Source organism: Candidatus Eisenbacteria bacterium (assembly GCA_035712145.1).
Taxonomy (GTDB): domain Bacteria; phylum Eisenbacteria; class RBG-16-71-46; order RBG-16-71-46; family RBG-16-71-46; genus DASTBI01.
In genome coordinates this window covers 127663-149291 of sequence record DASTBI010000158.1, presented here as the reverse complement: position 1 = coordinate 149291, position 21629 = coordinate 127663, and the positions used below count along the sequence as shown (strand labels likewise).

At 66.6% G+C, this 21629-nt stretch carries 17 protein-coding genes; 11 read left to right on the top strand and 6 right to left on the bottom strand.

Annotated elements, in window-relative coordinates; translation table 11 throughout:
• Together VFQ05_10390 and VFQ05_10385 are read right to left on the bottom strand one after the other, a co-directional pair.
• On the bottom strand, positions 1-1721 hold a 1721-nt coding region (locus VFQ05_10390; protein ID HET9327172.1), incomplete at its 3' end, for an ATP-binding protein.
• A 2-nt stretch (positions 1722-1723) separates the two neighbouring features.
• Positions 1724-2416, bottom strand: coding sequence for a response regulator transcription factor (locus VFQ05_10385; protein HET9327171.1), 693 nt, complete (start codon positions 2414-2416; stop codon positions 1724-1726).
• A gap of 144 nt (positions 2417-2560) precedes the next feature.
• Between VFQ05_10385 and mgtE the strand changes: the two genes are divergently transcribed.
• The 9 genes from mgtE to VFQ05_10340 all read left to right on the top strand — a co-directional run bounded on the left by mgtE (position 2561) and on the right by VFQ05_10340 (position 14544).
• Positions 2561-3910 carry a magnesium transporter gene (gene mgtE, locus VFQ05_10380; protein ID HET9327170.1) on the top strand — a complete coding sequence of 450 codons (1350 nt, stop codon included), beginning with the start codon at positions 2561-2563 and terminating at the stop codon, positions 3908-3910.
• 9 nt (positions 3911-3919) lie between these two features.
• Positions 3920-4798, top strand: coding sequence for a GNAT family N-acetyltransferase (locus tag VFQ05_10375; protein HET9327169.1), 879 nt, complete (start codon positions 3920-3922; stop codon positions 4796-4798).
• 101 nt (positions 4799-4899) lie between these two features.
• Positions 4900-5529, top strand: a complete 630-nt coding sequence (locus tag VFQ05_10370) for a hypothetical protein (protein ID HET9327168.1) — start codon at positions 4900-4902, stop codon at positions 5527-5529.
• Between the two features lie 303 nt (positions 5530-5832).
• Positions 5833-7410 (top strand): chromosomal replication initiator protein DnaA, encoded by a 1578-nt coding sequence (gene dnaA, locus VFQ05_10365; protein HET9327167.1) that lies wholly within the window; start codon positions 5833-5835, stop codon positions 7408-7410.
• Positions 7411-7784: 374 nt separating this feature from the next.
• Positions 7785-8930 (top strand): DNA polymerase III subunit beta, encoded by a 1146-nt coding sequence (gene dnaN, locus VFQ05_10360; protein ID HET9327166.1) that lies wholly within the window; start codon positions 7785-7787, stop codon positions 8928-8930.
• A gap of 2 nt (positions 8931-8932) precedes the next feature.
• Entirely contained in the window at positions 8933-9229 is a 297-nt protein-coding gene (locus tag VFQ05_10355) for a DUF721 domain-containing protein (GenBank protein ID HET9327165.1), read from the top strand.
• Positions 9226-11178 carry a DNA topoisomerase (ATP-hydrolyzing) subunit B gene (gene gyrB / locus VFQ05_10350; protein HET9327164.1) on the top strand — a complete coding sequence of 651 codons (1953 nt, stop codon included), beginning with the start codon at positions 9226-9228 and terminating at the stop codon, positions 11176-11178. The genes VFQ05_10355 and gyrB overlap by 4 nt, the downstream gene beginning before the upstream one ends.
• A gap of 86 nt (positions 11179-11264) precedes the next feature.
• A complete protein-coding gene (gene gyrA / locus VFQ05_10345; GenBank protein ID HET9327163.1) occupies positions 11265-13811 on the top strand; it encodes a DNA gyrase subunit A in 2547 nt (848 codons plus the stop codon).
• A 40-nt stretch (positions 13812-13851) separates the two neighbouring features.
• Positions 13852-14544 carry a redox-sensing transcriptional repressor Rex gene (locus tag VFQ05_10340; protein HET9327162.1) on the top strand — a complete coding sequence of 231 codons (693 nt, stop codon included), beginning with the start codon at positions 13852-13854 and terminating at the stop codon, positions 14542-14544.
• A 25-nt stretch (positions 14545-14569) separates the two neighbouring features.
• Here the strand turns inward: VFQ05_10340 and VFQ05_10335 are convergent, their stop codons facing one another.
• Genes VFQ05_10335 through VFQ05_10325 form a run of 3 tightly spaced genes read right to left on the bottom strand, consistent with a single transcriptional unit; the run spans position 14570 to position 17983 of the window.
• Positions 14570-16024 (bottom strand): hypothetical protein, encoded by a 1455-nt coding sequence (locus tag VFQ05_10335; protein HET9327161.1) that lies wholly within the window; start codon positions 16022-16024, stop codon positions 14570-14572.
• A 1-nt stretch (position 16025) separates the two neighbouring features.
• Positions 16026-16751 carry an ABC transporter ATP-binding protein gene (locus VFQ05_10330; GenBank protein ID HET9327160.1) on the bottom strand — a complete coding sequence of 242 codons (726 nt, stop codon included), beginning with the start codon at positions 16749-16751 and terminating at the stop codon, positions 16026-16028.
• Positions 16751-17983 (bottom strand): hypothetical protein, encoded by a 1233-nt coding sequence (locus VFQ05_10325; GenBank protein HET9327159.1) that lies wholly within the window; start codon positions 17981-17983, stop codon positions 16751-16753. The genes VFQ05_10330 and VFQ05_10325 overlap by 1 nt, the downstream gene beginning before the upstream one ends.
• Before the next feature lie 76 nt (positions 17984-18059).
• Between VFQ05_10325 and VFQ05_10320 the strand changes: the two genes are divergently transcribed.
• Entirely contained in the window at positions 18060-18983 is a 924-nt protein-coding gene (locus tag VFQ05_10320) for a histone deacetylase (protein HET9327158.1), read from the top strand.
• Positions 18980-19936, top strand: a complete 957-nt coding sequence (corA, locus tag VFQ05_10315) for a magnesium/cobalt transporter CorA (protein ID HET9327157.1) — start codon at positions 18980-18982, stop codon at positions 19934-19936. The genes VFQ05_10320 and corA overlap by 4 nt, the downstream gene beginning before the upstream one ends.
• A gap of 386 nt (positions 19937-20322) precedes the next feature.
• On the opposite strand, the gene VFQ05_10310 is transcribed toward corA, so the two are convergent.
• Positions 20323-21570, bottom strand: a complete 1248-nt coding sequence (locus VFQ05_10310; GenBank protein ID HET9327156.1) for a hypothetical protein — start codon at positions 21568-21570, stop codon at positions 20323-20325.
• Positions 21571-21629: the final 59 nt, after the last annotated feature.

The following is a 21629-nucleotide window of genomic DNA, read 5'->3' as shown; positions in this document are numbered from 1 at the left end:
CCCTGACCGACCGCGCTCTTCACTTCGATGACGCCGTCGTGGAGCGCGAGAATGTGCTTCACGATCGAGAGTCCGAGGCCGGTTCCGCCCTTGGCGCGCGAGCGCGCCTTGTCGACGCGGTAGAAGCGCTCGAAGATCCGCTCCCGGTCCGGCTCGGCGATGCCGGGGCCGGTGTCACGGACCTCGCACCATGCGAATCCTTCGCCATCGCCGACGGCCAGCGTCACGCTGCCACGCTCCGTGTACTTGACGGCGTTGTCGAGCAGATTGGCGAGCACCTGCTCGACACGGCCCCGGTCGGCCACGACCTGGACCGGCGCGCCGGGCTCGAGCATGAGCTTCAGGCCGGACTGAGCCGCGCGGTCGCGGAACTCGCCCGCCTGCCGCTCCGCGGCCGCCCGCAGGTCGAAGGACTCGAGTCTCAGCCGGGCATCGGGCCGCTCGAGCTCCGCGAGCGACAGCAGGTCCTCGACCAGCTCCTGGAGCCTGGCCGCCTGGTCGCGAATGATGCGGACGAACTCCTCGCGGTTCGCCGCATCCTCGAGACCGCCCTCGAGGAGCGTTTCGGCGTAGCCTCGCACGGACGTGAGCGGCGTCTTGAGCTCGTGCGAGACGTTGGCGACGAAGTCCTGTCGAATGCGGTCGAGCCGCTCCGCCTCGGTCAGATCGTGCAGCACCAGGAGCACGGCGTGGCTCTCGTCATCGGTGAGCCGGGTCGCCGTCACGCGGACCAGGCGTTGCTCGGGAGTCCAAAGTCGCAGATCGCGCTCGCTCGTGTGCGGCGCCTCCCGCGTCGCGCGCAGCACGTCGTCGAGCTCGGGCGACCGCGCGAAGTCGCGAAACGGCGTGCCGGGAGGCGGCGGCAGGGGAACGCCGAGGATCTGCGCCAGGCTCGTGTTCGCGTGGATGACGCGTCCCTCCTGATCGAGCAGCGCCACGCCATCGGTCATGTGCGCGAGAATTCGCTCGCGCTCATCCCTCTGGGTCGCCATGGCGGCCACGCGCGTGCGCAGCTCGAGCGCCATCTGGTTGATCGCGCGTCCGAGCCGGCCGAGCTCGTCGGCGGGACGCTCCGCCGCGCGCGCGCCTCCCTCTCCGGCGCCGATCCGCGCCGCCACCTTCTCGAGCGCCTGGACGCGCGCGGCCTGCGCGCGAGCGGCCCAGAGCGCCAGCGGGACCGCCACCAGCAGCGCGATCGCCGCCGCCACCAGTGAAAGCCGCGAAAGCGATTGGTTGAGCTGCGAGGCCTCGGCCAGGGGTTCCGCCACTCTCACCACCGCGACTCCCGGTCGGGTCGAAGGCACCGCGACGTACGCGAACGACCGTCCCACCGTGGCGCTCGAACGGGTGGCGCGCCCGACACGGCCCTCCAGCGCGGCGCGCACTTCGGGACGAGATGCGTGGTTCTCGACTCCGGCGAGGCGCGCGCGCGGCACCTCGCTGTCCCCCCTCACGGCGCCCAGGCTGTCGATCAGCGTCACGCGCAGGCCGAGCACGTCTCCCAGCACCGCCGCCAGATCCTGAGGATCGCCCGCGCGGTCGAGCCGTCCGGTCTCCATCTCACGCGCGAGGCCCCGCGCGCGGCGCTCGAGCGCGGCGACGTGGCTCTTCGCCAGCCACCGGCCTTGCTCGCTCCACAGCAGCGCCGTCACGACGGCGAGCACCGTCATGCCCAGGATGGTGTGCCCGACGAAGAGTCGGAGGCGGAGCGAGCGGATCATTCTCAGCGGGCGCCGGCGGCGCCCGCGAACTTGTACCCCGATCCGGTCACGGTCTGGATGAGCTTGCCCTTGTCGCCGAGCTTGGCACGCAGCCGGCGCACGTGGACGTCCACCGTCCGCGTCTCACCGACGTAGTCGTAGCCCCACAGCTTGCGCAGCAGCTCCTCGCGCGAGAGCACGCGGCCGGGATGACGCGCGAGAAACGCCAGCAGGTCGAACTCGCGCGGCGTCAGCACGAGCTTCTTTCCCCGATGGACCGCTTCCCGCGCCAGCGTGCTGATCGTCAGATCGCCCGCGGCGAACTCGCCCTCCGTCTTGCTCGGCTGAGCGCGACGGAGGAGCGCCTGGACCCGCGCCACCAGCTCGCGCGGCCCGAACGGCTTGGTGAGGTAGTCGTCGGCGCCGTGCTCGAAACCCAGCAGCTTGTCCATCTCGGCGGAGCGCGCGGTGAGCACGATGACCGGAAGATCGCGGGTCAGGGACTCTCCGCGCACTTCACGGAGGATCTCGAGTCCGTTCCTGCCGGGCAGCATCAGGTCGAGGACCAGCAGATCGGGACGGGCGGCGAACACACGCCGCAGGCCTTCCTCTCCATCCGCCACCGCCGAGACGCGATAGCCTGCGCGCTCGAGGTTGTAGCGGACGAGATCGCGAATCTCCTTCTCGTCCTCGATCACCATCACCAGGTCCGCCATGATCTGTCGCGATGCTAGAGACGCACTCGCAGAGGGTCAACGAGCGGCTTCCGTCTTGTGGCAACGCACGGTGGCGGCTAGATTGGCCTGGTCCGCCCTGTTTTCCGCGGAGAGCGCGGAAATCGCCGCTGCCTTGAGCCCGCCATGACGTCCCTGCGCAACGAAGCCGAGAGCGAATCCGGCCTCACCTCCTCCGATCTGGTGGAGACCTGGCGCCTGCTCGCGCCAGAGGACCGGCTCGAGGCGTTCCAGGACCTCCCTCGAACCGAGGCCGAGGACTTTTTCCTCGAGCTCTCGGCCCGCGACCAATACGACCTCCTGGCGTCGATGCCGAAGGGCGTGGGCATGCGCCGGTCGTGGATGCGGCTCCTCCCTCCCGACGACGCCGCGGACCTGATCCAGGAAGTGGCGGACGAGCCCGAGCGCGAGGAGCTGCTCCAGGTGCTCGACGAGCAGACGCGACGCGAAGTGCTGGCGCTCCTGGCCTACGCGGAGGACGAAGCGGGCGGCCTCATGAATCCGCGCTACGCGCGGGTGCGCCCCGATGTCAGCGCCGACGAGGCCATCCGCTACCTGCAGCGTCAGGCCCGTGAGGTGCTCGAGACCATCTATTACGTCTACGTGATCGACGCCGATCAGCGGCTGCTCGGCGTGGTCTCGTTCCGGGACCTGTTCGCCGCCAAGCCGGACCGGCCGGTGCGCGAGCTGATGGCCACCGACCTGGTAACCGCGCGCGAGGACATGGATCAGGAGGAGCTCGGCCGCCTGTTCGCGCAGCACGACCTCCAGGCCATCCCGGTCGTGGACCATGCCGGCCACATGCAGGGCATCGTGACGGTGGACGACATCGTCGACGTGCTGCGCGAGGAGGCCACCGAGGACATCCAGAAGATCGGTGGCACGCAGGCCCTCGAGGCCCCCTATCTCGAGGTCGGCGTCGTGGAGATGGTGAAGAAGCGCGTGGGCTGGCTGGCCGCCCTGTTCGTCGGCGAGATGCTCACCACCAGCGCCATGAGCCGGTTCGAGGACGAGATCGCTCGCGCCGTGGTGCTGGCGATCTTCGTGCCTCTCATCATCTCGAGCGGCGGAAACTCCGGCTCCCAGGCCACCACGCTGGTCATCCGGGCCATGGCGCTCGGCGAAGTGAAGGTGATGGACTGGTTCCGCGTGGTGCGGCGCGAGCTGGTCATCGGTCTCATCATGGGCGTGCTGCTCGGGGTGATCTCGTTCCTCAGGACGGAGGGCTGGCACCTCATGTTTCCGGATACCTACGGTCCCCACCATCTCCTGATCTCCTTCACCGTCGCCCTGAGCGTGGCGGGGATCGTGACCTGGGGCACCCTTGCCGGGTCGACGCTGCCTTTCCTGCTCCGCATGGTGAAGCTCGACCCCGCCAGCGCCTCCGCGCCCTTCGTCGCGACCCTGGTCGACGTGACCGGCATCGTCATCTATTTCACCGCGGCGAGCCTGATCCTGCGCGGGGCCCTGCTCTAAGGAGAATCGATGGTCTCGTCGTTCCGCGCCGGCGCGCTCTCGGTGGAGCGACTCCAGCCGCCCCATCTGGTCGAGACCTTCGGGTTCCTCGATCGCGACCCGGTGTTGAACGTCTACTTGTTGGCGCTGGTCCTGCGCGACGCGCTGGGACAGCCGCGCGACGAATACTGGGTCGCCCGTCGCGACAAGCACATCGTCGGACTCCTCCACCTCGGCGGGAGCTCCGGGGCGGTGCTTCCGATCGGAGACGACGAGGAGGCGTTGCGGCTCCTGGGCGACCAGGCGCGCTCTCGCCTGTCATCCCTGCCCCGCCGCTTCCAGGTCATCGGACCCAGCCACTCCGTGAAGGCCTTTCTCCAGCGCTTCGAGCCATCGGGACTGACTCCGAGGCTCGACCGGGCCCAGGTGTACATGGCCGTCGAGCGTGGCGAGCTCCCCCACTTCGAGCGGCTCCAGGACCTCGCTCCCGCCCGCGTCGAAGACGTGCCGCTCCTGTACGAGACCGGCGCGGATCTGCGCGCCGAAGAGCTCGAGGAGGATCCCCGGCGGACGGATGCCGCGAGCTACAGGCGGCGCGTCGAGGAGGAGGCGCGGGATGGGCACACGTATCTGTGGAAGGACGAGGAAGGCCTGCGGTTTCGCGCGAGCGTGAGCGCCATGACCGCCGACGCCGCGCAGGTTTCCGGCGTCTTCACTCCGCGGGAGCGCCGGCGCAAGGGGTTCGCCACGCTCGGCCTCGCGGAGCTCAGCCGCCGGCTCCTGGACCGTTGTCGGGCCGTCTGTCTCTTCGTGAACCTGAACAACGCTCCGGCGCTGTCCCTCTATCATCGCCTCGGCTTCCGCGAGCGCTCGGGCTGGCGGTCGCTCTTCTACGACGCCTCCCGTTGACGGGCGGCCCCGGCAGATTCCGGCTTTTCCGCTTGACCCTGTTTTCCACGATTGCGACGTTGGCCCCGGCGATCGGGCCAAAGCACAAAGGGAGGCTCAACGTGAAGGGACTCTGGTCAAAGGCGCTGTTCGCGGCGTTGTTGCTGATTCCCGCGACGGCGCGCGCGCAGGTCTTCGGTCAATTCACCGGGGCCGAGACGGTGCCCGCCGGTGGCCACGTTTTCGGCGCATACGTCCACGCCAGCGAGAGCTTGTTCGGATTGGTCTCCCAGCTCCGCCTGAGCTTCTACCCAAACGTGGACTTCGGGTTCCAGGGCGGCCTGAATCGGATCGAGGTCGGGAGCGAGGATCAGACAACGCTTCGCATCGGCGGCGACCTGAAGTTTCTGATCTCCAAGGGAGGCATGCTCGATCTCAGCGCCGGCGGCGCCCTCGGGGTCGAGACGGGGGACGGAATCAGCATCCTCTCGCTGGGGCCGTCGGTCGTGGCCAGCAAGACGTTCCCCATGGGAAGCGGCGGAGGGATCACGCCCTACGGCAGTGTCGGGATGTTCTTCAGCAACGTGGACCTCGGCGACAACCAGGACAGCGACTTCTCGGTCCCCTTCCGTTTCGGATCCGAGTTCAAGCTCTCCCAGGAGATCAAGCTCATCGGTGAGATTCAGTTACGCGCTGGAGACGATCTGAACGACGACTTCTCGTTCGTAACTGGCGTCAACTTACCGTTTTAGGTGCAGCCCATGGAACGGCACGGAGACTGAACGCGCGGGCACGCACGTCCGTGCCTGAGAGCCATTCGACGCTCGCACAAGACGTTGTGGCACATCGCGTTCTCCGAAAAGGTTGCTTGAAGGTCCCCTCGCCGGATGATAGCTTCCCCGCTCCTCGCAGACCTCGGGAACCAGGCTACCGGGGGTGAGGCTCGATAACCCTCCAAGCACTTGATTAGATTGAAGATGAGTCGGCTCGCCGACCCCTGTGGACGAGTCGTGCTCCCAGTCCATTCGCCTCTCCCCACGGATTGTTGAGAAGCGGTGGAAGAAAGGAGGTCGAACCGGGATCAAATGTTTGTGGTGTCAGCGTTTGCGCCGTTCACAACGTCTGTGAGTAAGTCCCACCCCTGCTTTCACACATCGACTCTCCCGTACGGCCGGTGCCCAAGGGAACGACGCGCGGCCCAGATCGGACGGGGAAACACAGAGACCCTTCAAGCAAGGATCGCTGACGACATGGCCTCTCAGTCCACGCAACTGGAGGATACGAGTCGACTCTGGGGAGAAATTCTAGGCGCGGTTCAAAGCCGCCTCGGCAGTCAACAGACCTTCGACACCTGGTTCAAGCCGATCCAGCCCATCCGCCTGGGCCCCCACGCGGTTGAACTCGAAGTTCCGAACAGCTTTTTCGTCGACTGGCTTCACCAGCACCATCTTCCGGCTCTTCGCGAAGTCGTCGCCGACGTCATGGGCCAAGACCTCGAGATCCGCCTGTCGACGCCCGAAACCTGCACTCAGAGCACTTCGCCGACCCGTCGCCCGGCCGCAGAGCTCAAGTCATACGCGACCCGCCCGGGTCCGAGCGCTGCGGGGGACAGCCTTCTCCATCCCCGTTATACGTTCTCGAACTTCGTGGTCGGAAGCAGCAACCAGTTCACCCATGCCGCCTGCCGCGCGGTCGCCGAGCGACCGGGGCGTGCCTACAACCCGCTCTTCATCTTTGGCGGCTCTGGCCTCGGAAAGACCCATTTGCTGCACGCCATCGGACATGCGGTGGTGGGCGCGCGCCCGGATGCGCGCGTGAACTACGTCTCCGCGGAGCGGTTCACGAACGAGATGATCTACGCCATCCAGCACGCGCAGACCCTCGCGTTCCGGAACAAGTACCGCAATGTCGATCTGCTGCTGATCGACGACGTGCAGTTCCTGGCTGGCAAGGAGAGCACCCAGGAAGAGTTTTTTTACACGTTCAATGCCCTGCGCGATGCTCACAAGCAGATCGTGGTGACCGCGGACAAGCCTCCGAAGGACATTCCCAAGCTGGAGGAGCGCCTCATCTCGCGTTTCAATCAGGGACTCGTCACCGACATCAAGCATCCCGATCTGGAGACGCGCCTCGCGATCCTGCGCAAGCGCTGTGAGGAGGAAGGGGACGGCATCCGCCTCGCGGACGACGTGCTTCTGCTGCTCGCCGATCGGATCCGCAACAACATCCGCGATCTGGAAGGCTGCCTGGTGCGTGTTCTGGCTCTGGGCTCATTGATGCACCAGGAGATCACGGTCTCGATGGTGGAGGACATCCTGGAGCATTACGTTCATCCTGAGCCCGACCAACTCGCGCCGGAGAGAATCCTCACGACGGTGTCGGAGGCGTATGGCGTTCGACCGGACGCGTTGTGCGGTCGCCGTCGAACGCACTCCGTGGTGCAGCCTCGTCAGGTCGCGATGTATCTGCTGCGACAGTTCACCGAGCTCTCGCTCACGGAAGTGGGTGCGCTGTTCGGTGGCCGTGACCACACGACGGTGATCTACGCCTGCGAGCGCGTCGCGGAGCGACTGAACGCCGATCCGGTGTTCAGCGACAAGCTCAACGGTCTGATTTCCACGTTGGAAGCGTGAAGAGGTGTTGAGAACCGGTGGCGGTTTGGGGAGGGAAAAGGCGTTCTCCACGAGATGGAGAATGATGTGATCGAGGAAGCCTTCCATCCCCAATCGCCTGCCGGATCTCAAGCTCTTGTGATGCAGCCTCTTACAGCTACGCGCCCGGGGTTCTCGACAACCTCCACCGGCCCTACGGTTACGATCTTCTTTCTTATTACACACCAATAATTTACAGGCAGGTTTGAGGCACTGAAAGTCCTTGCAGCACCATCGAGTGGTCCATATGATGCCACCGTGACCGTTCGAAGGAGCCGAGAGGAACATTTCCGGCCTCGCGGAACCCACCACGAATCTCGTTTCCGCACAACGACTTAAAGCATTGGAGCGATCGGATGGATCTCACGATTCAGCAGGGCGATCTGGCTTTCGCGGTCGGCAAGGCGATGGCCTCGATTTCAGCCAAGAGTCCGATGCCCCTGCTCTCGTGTCTGCTGCTCGAAGCGGAGAAGAACATTCTCCGCGTCACGGGCACCGATCTCGAGCTGACGACCGCCGTTTCCGTTCCGTGCTCGGTGAAGACACCCGGCAGAGCAGCGGTCTCGGCGCGTCACTTTCACGAAGTGGTTCGCAAGATGCCCCGCGGAGAGGTTCAGCTCGCGCTGTCGGGTCAGCAGGTCGAAACACGCTATGGCGACGGAAAAGGGTGGTCGAGCTTTCCGACCCAGGATGCGTCCGACTTTCCGCGCGTGCCCGACATGAAGGCCGAGACGCGAATCTCGATCGAGGGTGAAGCGCTCGCGCGCCTCGTCTCCCGCACGGGGTACGCCGCATCGAGCGACGCCTCACGTCCGCAGCTTTCGGGCGTCCTCCTCCACGGAAACGACCGCCAGATGACGCTGGTGGCCACCGATGGTCACCGTCTGGCGCGCGCCACCCGCAAGGGCACATTCTCGGGCCTCACCAAGGACGGCGTGATCGTCCCCAGCCGGGCGCTGGCGACGCTGAGCCGGACGGCGGAAGAAGCCACCAGCCCGGTCGAGGTGGAGATCGCCGGATCGCGCAATCAAGCCGCGTTCGCCGCGCAGGTCGGAGACTACAGGGTGCAGGTCCTGGTGCGACTTCTCCAGGGACCGTACCCGAATTACGAGCAGGTCATTCCGAAGAGCAACCCTCGCGAGGTGACGGTCAGCCGTGACGAGCTGCTGGCGGCGGTCGACATCGTCGCTTCCCACGCCGACAACGTCACGCGCCAGGTGCGCTTCTCCCTGGTCGACGGAAAGCTGGGCGTCTCCTCGGCCACCGAGCTCGGCTCCGGAAGGCACGAGGTCGGTGCGGACTACCGGGGAGAAGCCATGGAGATCGGCTACAACGCGACCTACCTGATCGAGATGCTCAAGAGCATCCAGAGCGAGAAGGTCGTGCTGCGACTGGGGACGGCTTTGGGGGCAGGGGTGGTGGAGCCGGTGTCCGGCCTTCCGCAAACCGACGAGGATCTGCTCTGCCTGATCATGCCCCTGCGGCTGCCCGACGCGGGCTGAGCGTGGATACGACCGGAGCCATCGTCCCTCGCCTGCTCCGTGATCTCGGTCTCGAACGAGGCATCGTGGGTTGGCGGGCCATGGAGTCGTGGCCCGAGATCGTCGGTCCACGCATCGCGCGCAGGACCAGGCCGGCCGGGTTCCACGAAGGAGTGTTGCAGGTCGAGGTCGAAGGATCGGCGTGGGCCTGCGAGCTCGAGTTCCTGAAGCGCCGGTTCCTGAAGGAGCTGCAGCGGCGCCTCGGACCTCATGTCCGGGGCCTGCGTTTCATCACGACCCGCGGAGGGATCCAGCGGTGAACACGAAAGAAGGAGAAGCCACGTTGACGGCTGACGCGAAGGGTCATCACTACGACGCGACGAGCATCCAGGTCCTCGAGGGCCTGGAAGCGGTCCGCAAGCGCCCCGCCATGTACATCGGTGACGTCGGTGTGCGCGGTCTGCACCATCTGGTCTACGAAGTCGTGGACAACTCCGTGGACGAGGCCCTGGCCGGCTTCTGCACCGAGATCGAGGTCGCGCTCCAGACCGATGGCAGCGTCGCGGTCCACGACAATGGACGCGGCATTCCGGTGGACATGCATCAGGCCACCAAGAAGCCCGCGCTCGAGGTCGTGATGACGACCCTCCATGCCGGCGGCAAGTTCGACAACAAGACCTATCGCGTATCCGGTGGTCTGCACGGAGTCGGCGTCTCCGTGGTGAACGCCCTCTCCGAGTGGTGCGAGGTCGAGGTTCTGAAGGACGGCAAGGTCTATCGGCAGCGCTATGAGCGCGGCAAGCCAACCGCGGCGATGTCGAGCGGCGCGGCGCCGTCCGGATCGGTCAAGCATGGATCGGGAACCACCACGCGATTCAAGCCGGATGCCGACATCTTCGAGGAGACCACGTTCCACTGGGACACGCTCGCCGCGCGTCTTCGGGAGCTGGCGTTCCTCAACAGCGGGCTCTCCATCACGCTGTCCGACGAGCGCGCCAAGAAGAGCACCAACTATCTCTACAAAGGCGGCATCGTCGAGTTCGTGAAGTACCTCAACCAGAACAAGGATGCGCTCCACGCGCGACCGGTGTCCTTCGGACGCGATCGCGACGCGGTGTCGGTGGAGATCGCCTTCCAGTACAACGACAGCTATACCGAGTCCATGCATTCGTTCGTCAACAACATCAACACGATCGAGGGCGGCACGCACCTGATCGGCTTCCGCTCCGCGCTGACCCGAACGCTCACCAACTACGCGGACCGCGAAGGACTATCGCGCAACCAGAAAGTCTCGGTAGCGGGAGAGGACGTGCGCGAGGGCCTGACGGCGGTGATCTCGGTGAAGCTGCCGAACCCGCAGTTCGAAGGGCAGACCAAGACCAAGCTCGGCAACAGCGAGGTCAAGGGCATCGTCGAGAGCATCGTCGGCGAAGGGCTGCGGGAGTTCTTCGAGGAGAATCCCTCGGTCGCGCGCAAGATCGTGGACAAGATGCTCGCCGCGGCGCGCGCCCGGGAAGCGGCGCGCAAGGCGCGGGAGCTGGCGCGGCGCAAGAGCATCCTCGACGGCGGCTCGCTGCCCGGCAAGCTGGCCGACTGCGCCTGGGACGATCCCAAGGACTGCGAGCTGTTCATCGTCGAGGGCGACTCCGCGGGAGGAACCGCGAAGCAGGGGAGAGATCGCCGCTTCCAGGCCATCATGCCGATCCGCGGCAAGATCCTGAACGTCGAGAAGGCCCGAGTCGACAAGATCCTCAGCAACGAGGAGATCCGCAACCTGATCACCGCCCTCGGGACCGGCGTGAAGGACGACTTCGACGTGGCCAAGCTGCGCTATCACAAGCTCATCATCATGACCGACGCCGACGTCGACGGCTCGCACATCCGCACGCTGTTGCTGACCTTCTTCTTTCGCGAGTTCACCAAGCTCGTCGATGCCGGGCACGTCTACATCGCCCAGCCGCCGCTGTACATGGTGAAGAGCGGCAAGGAGGAGGTGTACTGCTACAACGACAAGGAGCGTGACGAAGCCATGGCCCGCATCGGGAAGAAGAACGTGATGGTCCAGCGCTACAAGGGCCTGGGCGAGATGAACCCCGATCAGCTGTGGAAGACCACGATGGACCCCGAGACGCGCACGTTGCTGCGAGTCTCCAACGAGGACGGCGTGGAAGCGGATCGCATCTTCACCATTCTCATGGGCGAGCAGGTCGAGCCACGCCGGCAGTTCATCGAAGAGAACGCGCTCTTCGTGCGCAATCTGGATATTTGACCGCCGTCGGACAGGGACCGCCGACGACGGAAGCAGGCGCCTCCCCGAGGCGCCTCGAGACCACCGGACCCGCATAGGACGTACGCATGCCGCTCAACGATCGCAGCAGGGTCGTGAACGTCACGATCGAATCCGAGATGAAGACCAGCTACATCGATTACTCGATGTCGGTGATCGTCTCGCGCGCGCTCCCGGACGTCCGTGACGGCCTCAAGCCGTCTCAGCGCCGCATCCTGGTGGCCATGAACGACCTGAATCTGCAGCCCGGTCGTGGCTTCCGAAAGTGCGCGAAGATCGCGGGTGACACCTCGGGCAATTACCATCCGCACGGCGAGCAGGTCGTCTATCCCACCCTGGTGCGTCTGGCCCAGGAGTGGGTCATGCGCTATCCGCTGGTGGACGGCCAGGGGAACTTCGGCTCGATCGACGGAGACGCGCCCGCCGCGATGCGATACACGGAAGCGCGGCTCACCCCGCTGGCGGCGGAGATGCTGGCGGATCTCGAGAAGAACACCGTCGACTTCCGTCCCAACTACGACGAGACGCGCGAAGAGCCGGTGGTGCTGCCGAGCGTGCTCCCGAACCTGCTGGTGAACGGCTGCTCGGGAATCGCCGTCGGAATGGCCACGGAAGTGCCGCCGCACAATCTGCGTGAGATCTGCGACGCGATCGTCCACGTCATCGACCAGCCGGAGTGCGAGATCGCCGATCTCCTCAAGATCGTCCGCGGCCCGGACTTTCCGACCGGCGGCATCATCAACGGCACGCAGGGCATCCGCGACTGCTACCTGAACGGGCGCGGGCTGATCAAGATGCGGGCAAAGGTCCAGGTGGAGGAGGGCAAGGCCGGGCGAATGAGTCTGGTCGCCACCGAGATCCCGTTCCAGGTCAACAAATCCTCGCTGCTCGAGAAGATTGCCGATCTGGTGAAGGACGGCCGCGTCTCCGGCATCAGCGACCTGCGCGACGAATCCGACCGCGACGGCATGCGCATCGTGATCGAGCTCAAGAAGGACGCCAATCCCAAGGTCGTCCTCAATCAGCTCTTCGTCCACTCCCCGCTGCAGAGCACCTTCGGCGCCATCATGCTGGCGCTGGTCGACAACCGGCCTCAGATCCTGAATCTCAAGCAGCTCGTCGAACAGTACATCCGCCACCGCCAGGAAGTGGTTCGGCGGCGCACCGAGTTCGATCTCGCCGAAGCCGAGCGGCGCGCCCACATCCTCGAAGGACTCAAGATCGCGCTCGATCACCTCGATGAGGTGATCGCTCTGATCCGCAAATCCAAGGACGTGGAGACCGCGCGCACCGGTCTCATGAGCACGTTCAAGCTCTCGGAGATCCAGGCCAACGCGATTCTCGAGATGCGGCTCTCGCGTCTCACGGCGCTCGAGCGGAGCAAGGTCGAGCAGGAGTACCTCGAGGTCATCCAGCTCATCGAGACGCTGCGCAGCATCCTGGCCAATCCCAAGAAGATCCTCGCCATCATCAAGGACGAGGTCGCGCGCCTGCGGGAGAAGTACGGCGACGACCGGCGGACGGAAGTCGTCGCCGAGGTCGGCGATATCCAGTACGAAGACACGATCGAGCGGAAGGACATGGTCATCACGATCTCCCACGCCGGATACGTCAAGCGTCAGGAGATCTCCTCCTATCGCTCGCAGCGCCGCGGCGGCAAGGGCGTCATCGGCGCGCGCACGAAGGAAGAGGATTACATCGAGCATCTGTTCGTCGCCGGCACCCACAGCTACCTGCTGTTCCTCACCGATCGAGGACGCTGCTACTGGCTCAAGGTCCACGAGATCGAGCAGGCGGGCCGGATGGCGCGTGGGCGCCCGCTGGTCAACCATCTGGAAGGCCTGTCGCGCGAGGAGCGCGTGCAGGCCGTGGTCGCGGTCAAGGAGTTCGACGACCAGCACTTCCTGGTGTGCGCGACCCGCAAGGGGCTGATCAAGAAGACGGTGCTGTCGGCCTATGGCAATCCGCGCCGTGGAGGCATCAACGCGGTGCTGCTGGAGGAGGGCGACGCCCTCTTCGAGGCGATGATCACCGACGGCAGCCAGGACATCATCCTGGCGAAGAGGAAAGGCCTCGCCATACGCTTCCACGAGAAGGAAGTGCGAGCCATGGGACGGACTGCCTATGGCGTCAAAGCGGTGACGCTCGACGACGCCGAGGACGAAGTCGTCGGCATGGTCGGCGTCAAGCGGCAGGCGACGCTGCTGACCGTGACCGAGAACGGCTACGGCAAGCGCAGCGAGATCTCCGAGTACCGGGTGTCGCACCGCGGCGGGAAGGGCATCATCACCATCAAGACCACGGATCGGAACGGCCACGTCGTCGCCGTGAAGGAAGTGGTCGACGGTGACGAGCTCATGATCATCACCCGGCAGGGCCAGCTCATTCGCATGCCGGTGCAAGGCATCTCGGTCATGGGCCGCAACACCCAGGGCGTGCGGCTCGTCAATCTGGCGCCGGCGGGCGAGGGCGAGCTGCTGCCCGACGCCGTGGCCGGCGTGACCCGCGTGGTCAGCGAGGAGGCGGTCGCCGTGGGCGGAAGCGCCGATGCCCCGGCGGACGGCGCGACCACCAACGGCGCCGAGCCTGCGGAAGCGGACGACGCCGAGTCCTGACCGATCCGGTCGCCTTCGCGATCCAGAACCGAGCCACTTTGTGAAAAGGTTCACACGCCGAGGAGAGGGGACCCCGCGAGCGCGGCTGGCTCGCATCTCCCAATCCACGGTGCGCCGCCTCTCGCATTACTACCGAGTGCTCGAAGAGGTCGAAGCGGAAGGCAAGCGCCTGATCTCGTCGCATCGCCTGGCCGAGCGCGAAGGAATCACCTCCGCCCAGGTGCGCAAGGACCTCTCGTGCTTCGGCTCGTTCGGCCGACGCGGTCTGGGCTACAACGTCGCCCATCTGCGCGAGGAAATCCGCGGCATCCTCGGCCTCGATCGCCGCTGGCGCGTGGCGATCGTGGGCGCCGGCAACGTCGGCACGGCGCTGCTCGCGTATCGAGGCTTCGCGAAGCAGGGATTCGACGTGGTCGCGGTCTTCGACCGCGACCCCCAGCGCGTGGGCCAGCGGATCGGCGATCTGGTCATCCGCGACACGAACGACATCGCGACGGTGGCGTCCGAGCAACGCGTGGACATGGGCGTGATCGCCACGCCTGTCCGTGCGGCGCAGGAGGTTGCCGATCAGCTGGTCGCGGTCGGTGTGAGAGGCATCCTGAACTTCGCGCCGCGCAAGCTGTTCGTGCCCTCCCATGTCGCGCTCCGCAACGTCGACATGACGGTGGAGCTCGAAAGTCTGTCGTTCGCGCTCGCGCAGAAGCCGGCGGCCCGCCGTCGCGGTTCCGCATGATCGAGCGCCGCGTCGGCGCGCGACTTCAGCTCTTGCGCTTGGAGGAAGGCGGCGCGGGACGCTTCCATCTGTCGTTGAGCCACGTCAAGAGGCGCGGCAGCGCGGTGCGGTCGTAACGGAAGATCTTGGCCGACGAGCCGACGATCTCGGACTCGGCGATGCGTGATGTGCGTGGATCGAGACCCTCGTAGAGGGTCTGGGCCGTGGGGCCGGTGGCGTGATCCATCACCGGCACCTCGAAGAACACGGGAACGGCCGACTGGGCGAGCCTGGCGCGCATCGGTCCCACTTCCACCGGCGACGGGGTCGGGGACAAGAGGACCAGCCCCCGCACCCGGCGCTCCCGGCTGGCCGCGTCGGCCGCGGCGCTGGACGAGCCCATCGCTCCGATGACGACGTAGGCCGACGTATCGGCGGGAGCCTTGGCCGAGAGTGCGCGCAGTGCGGGGAGCGCATCTCTCGCCAGCTTGCTCCGCATCTCGTCCTCCCGGCCGCGCCAGAGACTCGGCAGCGGGCATTCGGGAGACACCGACCAGCCGGAGCCGCGCGGCTCCACCAGGATGATCGAGTAACCCGCGGCGGACATGCCCGTGGCGAGACTGTCGTAGGCTTCGGGCAGCTCGTCCGGGTCCATCAGCACGACCGCCGCGCGCGCCGGGCGGCGCATCGAGGGCACGACGATGGCGCCGATGGTGACGCCGTCGGCCGCCGTGAAGGTGATCCGCTTGCCGCGGAATTCTTCGATGGCCTTCCGGTCCAGTTCGTCGTTCCGGTTGAGCTCCTGCTTCAGCCGGTCGGCGAATCCGTCGGACTGCGGGATCTTGCGGCTGGCATCGCGCAGGATGCTCATCACGTCGCGATCCGTGAAACGCGACTCGATCGAGAGCGGATAGATCGCCTCGATGCTCTTGGCCGCGTCTCCGTGCTCCAGCTCGACCAATCCGAGGCGATAGCGCCAGTCGCGATGGCGCGGCGTGGCTGGATCGAGCAGCAGTCGCTGGTGCGTTCGCAGGATTCTCAGCGCGGAATCGCCGCGGCTCATCAGGTAGTGAGCCCAGCCCTGGCGGCCGCGAGTTTGCGCGATGTCGCGCTCCGAGGTCTTCTTGGCCATCACGAGCCGAGGCCCGAGCACTTCGAGCGCGCGGGCGGCGTCGCCCGTGTTCGAGCGGTCAAAGAGCGCATCCACGAAGGCGTCGCGGTCCGCGTGGCTCCCGCGGATGGCGACGGCGCGGTCGAAGCAGATCAGGGCGCTGTCCGCGCGGCCGGCCTCATGGTAGCTCCAGCCGGCCTGCAGGAGTGCCTGGCCCTTGTCCTCCTTCGCGGAGTCGGGGGCCGTGCGGGCGAAATCGAGCAGCGTGGCGCGCAGCTCGGCGGGGGTGCTGGCGCGGGCCATCATGTCGTCGACTCGCCCCGCCGCGGACGCCGCGCCCACGACCAGCAGGACTCCCTGAGCAAGAAGAAGCAACGTTCGTAGGGTCATCTCAGCGCTCCACTCCCGCCACGGCGAGGAATTCCCGCTCCAGCGGAGAAGGCCCGGGCGCGGGGTCGCCCCACGCGGCGCGGGGGAGCTGGCGGGCCACGCGGCCGGCGTGGAGCAGGACCGCGCGGTCGCAGAGCCGCTCGATGGTCTCGGTGACGTGGCTGGAGAACAGCACCGCGGCGCGGTCGGCCGCCAGAGCACGGAGCTCGGCCTTGGCCTCGAGAGCTCCGGCGGCATCGAATCCGTCGAGCGCTTCGTCGCACAGGAGGACGGCGGGGCGATGGAGCACGGCGGCCACGAACGACAGCTTCTTGCGCATGCCATGCGAGAACTGATGAACGGGCTCGTCGATTCGTCCCTTGAGTCCGAGACGGTCGAGGAGCTCGTGCGCGCGGCGCCGAGCGGCGCTCGGATCGAGCTTGCGCAGCATGGCGATGAAAGCGAGGTATTCGTCCGCCGACAGCTCTTCATAGAAACTGGGTTCCTCCGCGGCATAGCCCAGGCGGCGCTTCGCCTCCTGGGGTTCGTTCCAGACGTCGATCCCTTCGACCTCCACGAGACCTTGATCGGGAGGTTGAAGACCCGCGGCCGTTCTGAGCAGCGTGCTCTTGCCCGCTCCGTTGGCGCCGAGCAACCCGACGACCTCGCCGGGATGGACGTCGAAAGAGACCTGGTGGAGCGCGACCAGGTCTCCATAGCGCCGGGTGACATCGCGAATCGCGAGCATCAGACCTCCTCGAGTCTCGACCAGTGCGGCAGCCGGCGCGCGGAGTGAAGCACCGCCGAAAGGAGCACGATCCAGCCCAGCAGCGGGATCATGATGCTCGCCGCCACCGCCAGCCCGAGCGAGAGTCCCAGGAGACGTTGCGCGACATCGGCTCTCGGGAACAGCGTGACCCCGTAGTTCACGGCGAGCGCCGCGATGGCCAGCGTCGCGCCCGCGATCCATGCGAGGAACAGGCGGAGCGCATGCGGCGAGAGATGCGAGGCGCCGATGGCGTGGATGGTCAGAAGGCCCGCAGTCGCCACCACCGCCAGCGCGAAGCGCGCGCTCCACACCTGCGCGACACCGACCGGCAGGCTGCGAAGCGTCTGGAATGGATCCAGGCCGGAGAGCGACACCAGCCATTCGCCGAGCGCCGCCGATCCCAGCAGCGCCAGGATGAAGGCGGCGACCCAGTCGAGGTCGGTCATGTGCGGCGGGGAGGGGATTCGCCACGCGAACGCGGACAACGTCCAGAAGAGGAGCCAGGTGAGGAGGTGGCGCCGGACGCTTCCCACGCGCATCGTGACGCGCAGATCCTTCAGCGAGAGCGCCGTCCATGCCGGGAGCGAAGTCCACCGCGCGGGGGACCGGCGCCGAGCGCGTGTCGCGGTTCCGGCCTCCGCGAGCACCGCCGCGAGCGTGCTCGGAACCGACCGGTTGCGCGCTCCGAGGACCGCCGCGCGCTCGCCGGCCCATCCTCCCGCCCAGCACGCGGCGAGGAGGGCCAGCGCCAGGAGCGGGACGAGACCCACCGACCACCCCCAGTGCACGTAGCCCCAGGCGGCGCTCCAGACTCCGACGGCTGGCACGACGATCCATCCGGCCGCCAAGCCCGAGTCCCAGGCGAGATGCCTCCCGAGCGCCCGCTCGCTCGCCGGCACGGACAGCCAGGCCGGGCCTGGCGGACCCGACCGCAGACGGCGGGCGTGCCGGACCGCCACGGACACTCCGGCAATCGTGGCCATGACCAGCCATGTGATGGTCAGCGCGGCCAGTACGGCGGTTTGCCCTCCCTGTGCCGCCACGGTGGCGAAGGCGCCGCGCACCTGCCAGAACACGAAGCCGATCAGCAGTGCAGCCAGCAGCGCGAGCTCGATCTTCAGCCGGAGGTCGAGCTGCGAGAGGCGACGCCGGGTCAGCTGGTGACGGAGGAAGCGAAAAGCCACGAGGTCGGAATCGAGGACGGAAGGCATGGATGGATCGAGGATTCTACCCGAGCCGGCGGCCCGCGGGCACGCTCCTTTGCGCCGCCTGGAGCCGGGTGGCACCATGCCTCGCATGGCGAACCATGGGGCCGTCGTCTACTCGCCGGCCTACCACTGCGACATCGGACCCCACGTGTTTCCGGTGGAGAAATTCGCCTGGGTGCGGCGCAGCCTGATCGAGAGCGGCGATGTCCGCGAGGAAGACATCCTCGAGCCCGCCGAAGCCCCCGAAGCCGACCTCGAGCTGGTGCACACGCGCGAGTACCTCGACGATCTCAGGGCCCTGCGGTGGACCACCCGCACCGCCTGCTCGGAGCTTCCGCTGACCGCCGAGATCGTGCGCGCCTACGTCCTGGCGGCGGGAGGGACCACGCTCGCCGCTCGCGAAGCGCTGCGGCTCGGCGCCGGCGTGAACCTGGGTGGCGGCTTCCATCATGCGTTCGCCGCCCTCGCTTCCGGTTTCTGCTACATCAATGACCTCGCGGTCGCGGTCCGGGTGCTGCAGCGCGACGGTCTGATCGAGCGCGCGGCCGTGGTGGATTGCGATCTCCATCAAGGCAATGGAACCGCGCACCTGTTTCGCGACGACCCCGCGGTGTTCACCTTCTCCATCCATCAGGAGAACCTCTATCCGGTGAAAGAGAAGAGCGACCTCGATATCGGGCTGGAGAACGGAACCGGCGACCAGGAGTTCAACCGCCAGCTCGCCGAGGCGCTGGAATCCGTGTGGGCTCATCGGCCCGACATCGTGCTCTACCAGGCGGGAGCCGATCCGTTCGAGGACGATCAGCTCGGCGCGCTGAAGCTCAGCTTCGAGGGGCTCGAGACCCGAGACCGGCTGGTGCTCGAGGGATGTCACCGCCGCGCCATTCCCGCCGTGGTCACGCTCGGCGGAGGCTACGCGCGCCGCGTGCCCGATACGGTGCGCATTCACGCGCGCACCTGCCAGATCGCGCTTCGTCTCGCCGCGCTCGGAACCGCGGAATGATCCGCGCTTGGCGCGCCGATGATTCCGGCGCGACGAACGTGGATCCCGCCGAGGCCGTGCGGCTCGCGACGGCGGGCGCTGCGATGGTGTGGCTCGACTTCGACTGCGAGGAGCCCGCCACCATCGAGGCCTTGCTCGCCCCGCTGCAGATCCATCCCCTCGCCATCGAGGACATGGTCCAGCAGATCAACCGCCCCAAGGCCGACGACTACGGCTCCTATCTCTACCTGGTCGTTCATTCCGCGCGGTGGGAATCCAACGACAAGGTGAGCCTCCGCGAGATCGACCTGCTGGTGGGAGAGCACTTCCTGGTGACGTACCACGATGGTTCCACGCGCTCCATCGCCGCCGCGCACGAGCTGCTTCCGCGACGCCCGGGGCTGCTCGCGAGAGGCCCGGCCGGGATGCTTCACCATCTGCTCGACGTGCTGGTCGATCACTACCTGCCGATCATGGACCAGATCTCGGAAGAGATCGACGAGCTGGAGAATCTGGTCTTTCGGGCCGCGGACCGGGCAGTCCATCCGCGCATTCTGCGGTTGAAGCGGGGCATGGCCGCGCTGCGCCGCGTCGTCGGTCCTGAGCGCGACACCGTGCTGGCGCTGACGCGCGACGAATACGCTCCGATTCCGCCCGCAGTCCGGCCGTACCTGCGCGACGTCTACGACCGGCTGGCCAGGGTCAACGATCTCCTCGACTCGTTTCGCGACGAGATCGCGGGGCTGCTGGAGCTGCACGTGTCGGTGGTGTCCAACCGGCTCAATCAGGTCATCAAGGTGCTCACCGTCATCGCCACGCTCGGTCTTCCGCTCACCGTGGTGACGAGCTATTACGGCATGAACTTCCAGCTCCCGGCATACCAATGGAAGTACGGCGAGGTCTACGTGCTCGGGCTCCTCGTCCTGCTGGTCGGCGGGACGTGGTGGTATCTCAAGCGCCAGCGCTGGCTCTAGAGCAGTCCGCGTGAGATTCCCCGCTTTGCGGGCATCAAGACCCCACGACGTCGCTTCGTTTCCACCCGGCCGCAGGGGATGCGGGGATTGACGGAGGGGGGATCCCTCCAGAGGGAGAACGCGAGAGGGAACCGCTTTGGGCAAGCGTCCTCGCGCCCCGATTTGCAGCCCCCAATCCACTCGGCCATCGAGCCTGTCGTGCGGTGCACCTCGCTCGTGAAACCGCTCCGACGGGTCTCCGACAAGATCTCTGCAGCGACGAGATCCTTGGATCGAGTCCGAAAGCTCCCTGCCAAGGAGTTCTTTCTGCCCGGCTGCAAGATCAAGATGTGCCCGGAGCTAGGGGCTGTCAAGGGAACGCCCGAGTCCTCACGACGGCGGCCGCGTCAGCGAGCCGGTAGCGGAAGGGCCTTGGGCGGAGCGGTTCCCTTGGTGATGTAATCGGCGGTCCCGAGAATCTCGAGCGAGGTGTCGTCGTAATAGACCCTCCCGGACGCCGGGCAGTTGTAGAGGAACCATGCCCACACCATGTACGTACCGGGCGGCGCGTCGACCTCCATCACCGTCTTGGTCCAGTCCGTGTTCATGCCGAACTGAGCGGGCGTCGGCTCATGAACGTCACCGTCCACGGTGGAGCAGTAGATCTTCACGTACGCCTGCCCGAGCAGACTGTCCGTGCGAACCCAGCCTGAAAGACGCAACCGCTTTCCGGACAGCGAGCGGTTGGAGATCACCTGGCACACGCCGGCGCGCGCCGAGACCGGACCCTGCTCGCCGCCGCCCATGGCCATCGAACCACGGCCACTGTGGAACACCGTGGTGTCGCGCTCGACCATCAAGCCCTCGTAGGGAGGCATGGAGTATTCCCATGCGTCGCCGCTCTCCTCGAATCCGGGGTCCCTGAGCAGGTTGGTCTTGAGCGGCAGCTCTTCCGGAGGTCGCGCGGGAGAAGCCGTGAGTGTCGCGTCGTCGAACATCACCTGGCCGACTCCGAACAGGCCGCAGCGCACGACCAGGACGTTCACGGTCGGCGGCACGAAAATGCGCACCTCGCGCTTCACCCAATCCGTCTCGGGCTCGGAGAAGTACTCGCGATCCCAGCCGAGGTTCACCAGCGGATCGTCGGACTTCTGCATCTTGAGACGGCTGAGCGCGGTCTCGCGATCGACTTTCCAGGTGCGCGCCATCTTGGTCACGGTGTCGCGGTAGGCCTGCACCAGGATGTAGGCGCGTCCCTGCAGCCCGTTGCTGCGCGTCCACACCGAGAAGGTGACGTCCTTGCCGTGCATCTCGCGACCGACGACGAGCGTCTGGCTCCAGTTGTGGAACATCGGCACGTAGGTGCTGAGATTCGCCACGCTCACCGCCCAGCGGCCGCTGTGCGCGAGCGCCGTGTCGCGTCCGAAGAACACGGTGGGGAGGCCAGACTGGAACGTGTCCCATGCCGCCGCCATCCACGGGTGCTCGGGAATGCCCTCCTCGAAGCCGGGATTCTTGAGCAGATTCTTGGGCGCCGCCGCGGCGCCTTTGGACGTCGTCTTTGCGGGGCTCGCGGGAGCCGAGTTCGCGGGTGCGGCCGCGAGTGCGCCGAGCAGGGCCAGAACGACCGCCGGCGAGCAATGCATGCGCATCATGGGATCCTTTGCGGTGCGTGAAGAGAGGCGGCTGGCGTCCCGCCAGGCGCGAAGGCCGA

Coding starts and splice junctions, on each gene's coding strand:
- VFQ05_10385 (HET9327171.1), bottom strand. CDS start 2,416: ATGGCGGACCTGGTGATGGTGATCGAGGACGAGAAGGAGATTCGCGAT.
- mgtE (HET9327170.1), top strand. CDS start 2,561: ATGACGTCCCTGCGCAACGAAGCCGAGAGCGAATCCGGCCTCACCTCC.
- VFQ05_10375 (HET9327169.1), top strand. CDS start 3,920: ATGGTCTCGTCGTTCCGCGCCGGCGCGCTCTCGGTGGAGCGACTCCAG.
- dnaN (HET9327166.1), top strand. CDS start 7,785: ATGGATCTCACGATTCAGCAGGGCGATCTGGCTTTCGCGGTCGGCAAG.
- gyrA (HET9327163.1), top strand. CDS start 11,265: ATGCCGCTCAACGATCGCAGCAGGGTCGTGAACGTCACGATCGAATCC.
- VFQ05_10335 (HET9327161.1), bottom strand. CDS start 16,024: ATGACCCTACGAACGTTGCTTCTTCTTGCTCAGGGAGTCCTGCTGGTC.
- VFQ05_10330 (HET9327160.1), bottom strand. CDS start 16,751: ATGCTCGCGATTCGCGATGTCACCCGGCGCTATGGAGACCTGGTCGCG.
- VFQ05_10325 (HET9327159.1), bottom strand. CDS start 17,983: ATGCCTTCCGTCCTCGATTCCGACCTCGTGGCTTTTCGCTTCCTCCGT.
- VFQ05_10320 (HET9327158.1), top strand. CDS start 18,060: ATGCCTCGCATGGCGAACCATGGGGCCGTCGTCTACTCGCCGGCCTAC.
- corA (HET9327157.1), top strand. CDS start 18,980: ATGATCCGCGCTTGGCGCGCCGATGATTCCGGCGCGACGAACGTGGAT.
- VFQ05_10310 (HET9327156.1), bottom strand. CDS start 21,570: ATGATGCGCATGCATTGCTCGCCGGCGGTCGTTCTGGCCCTGCTCGGC.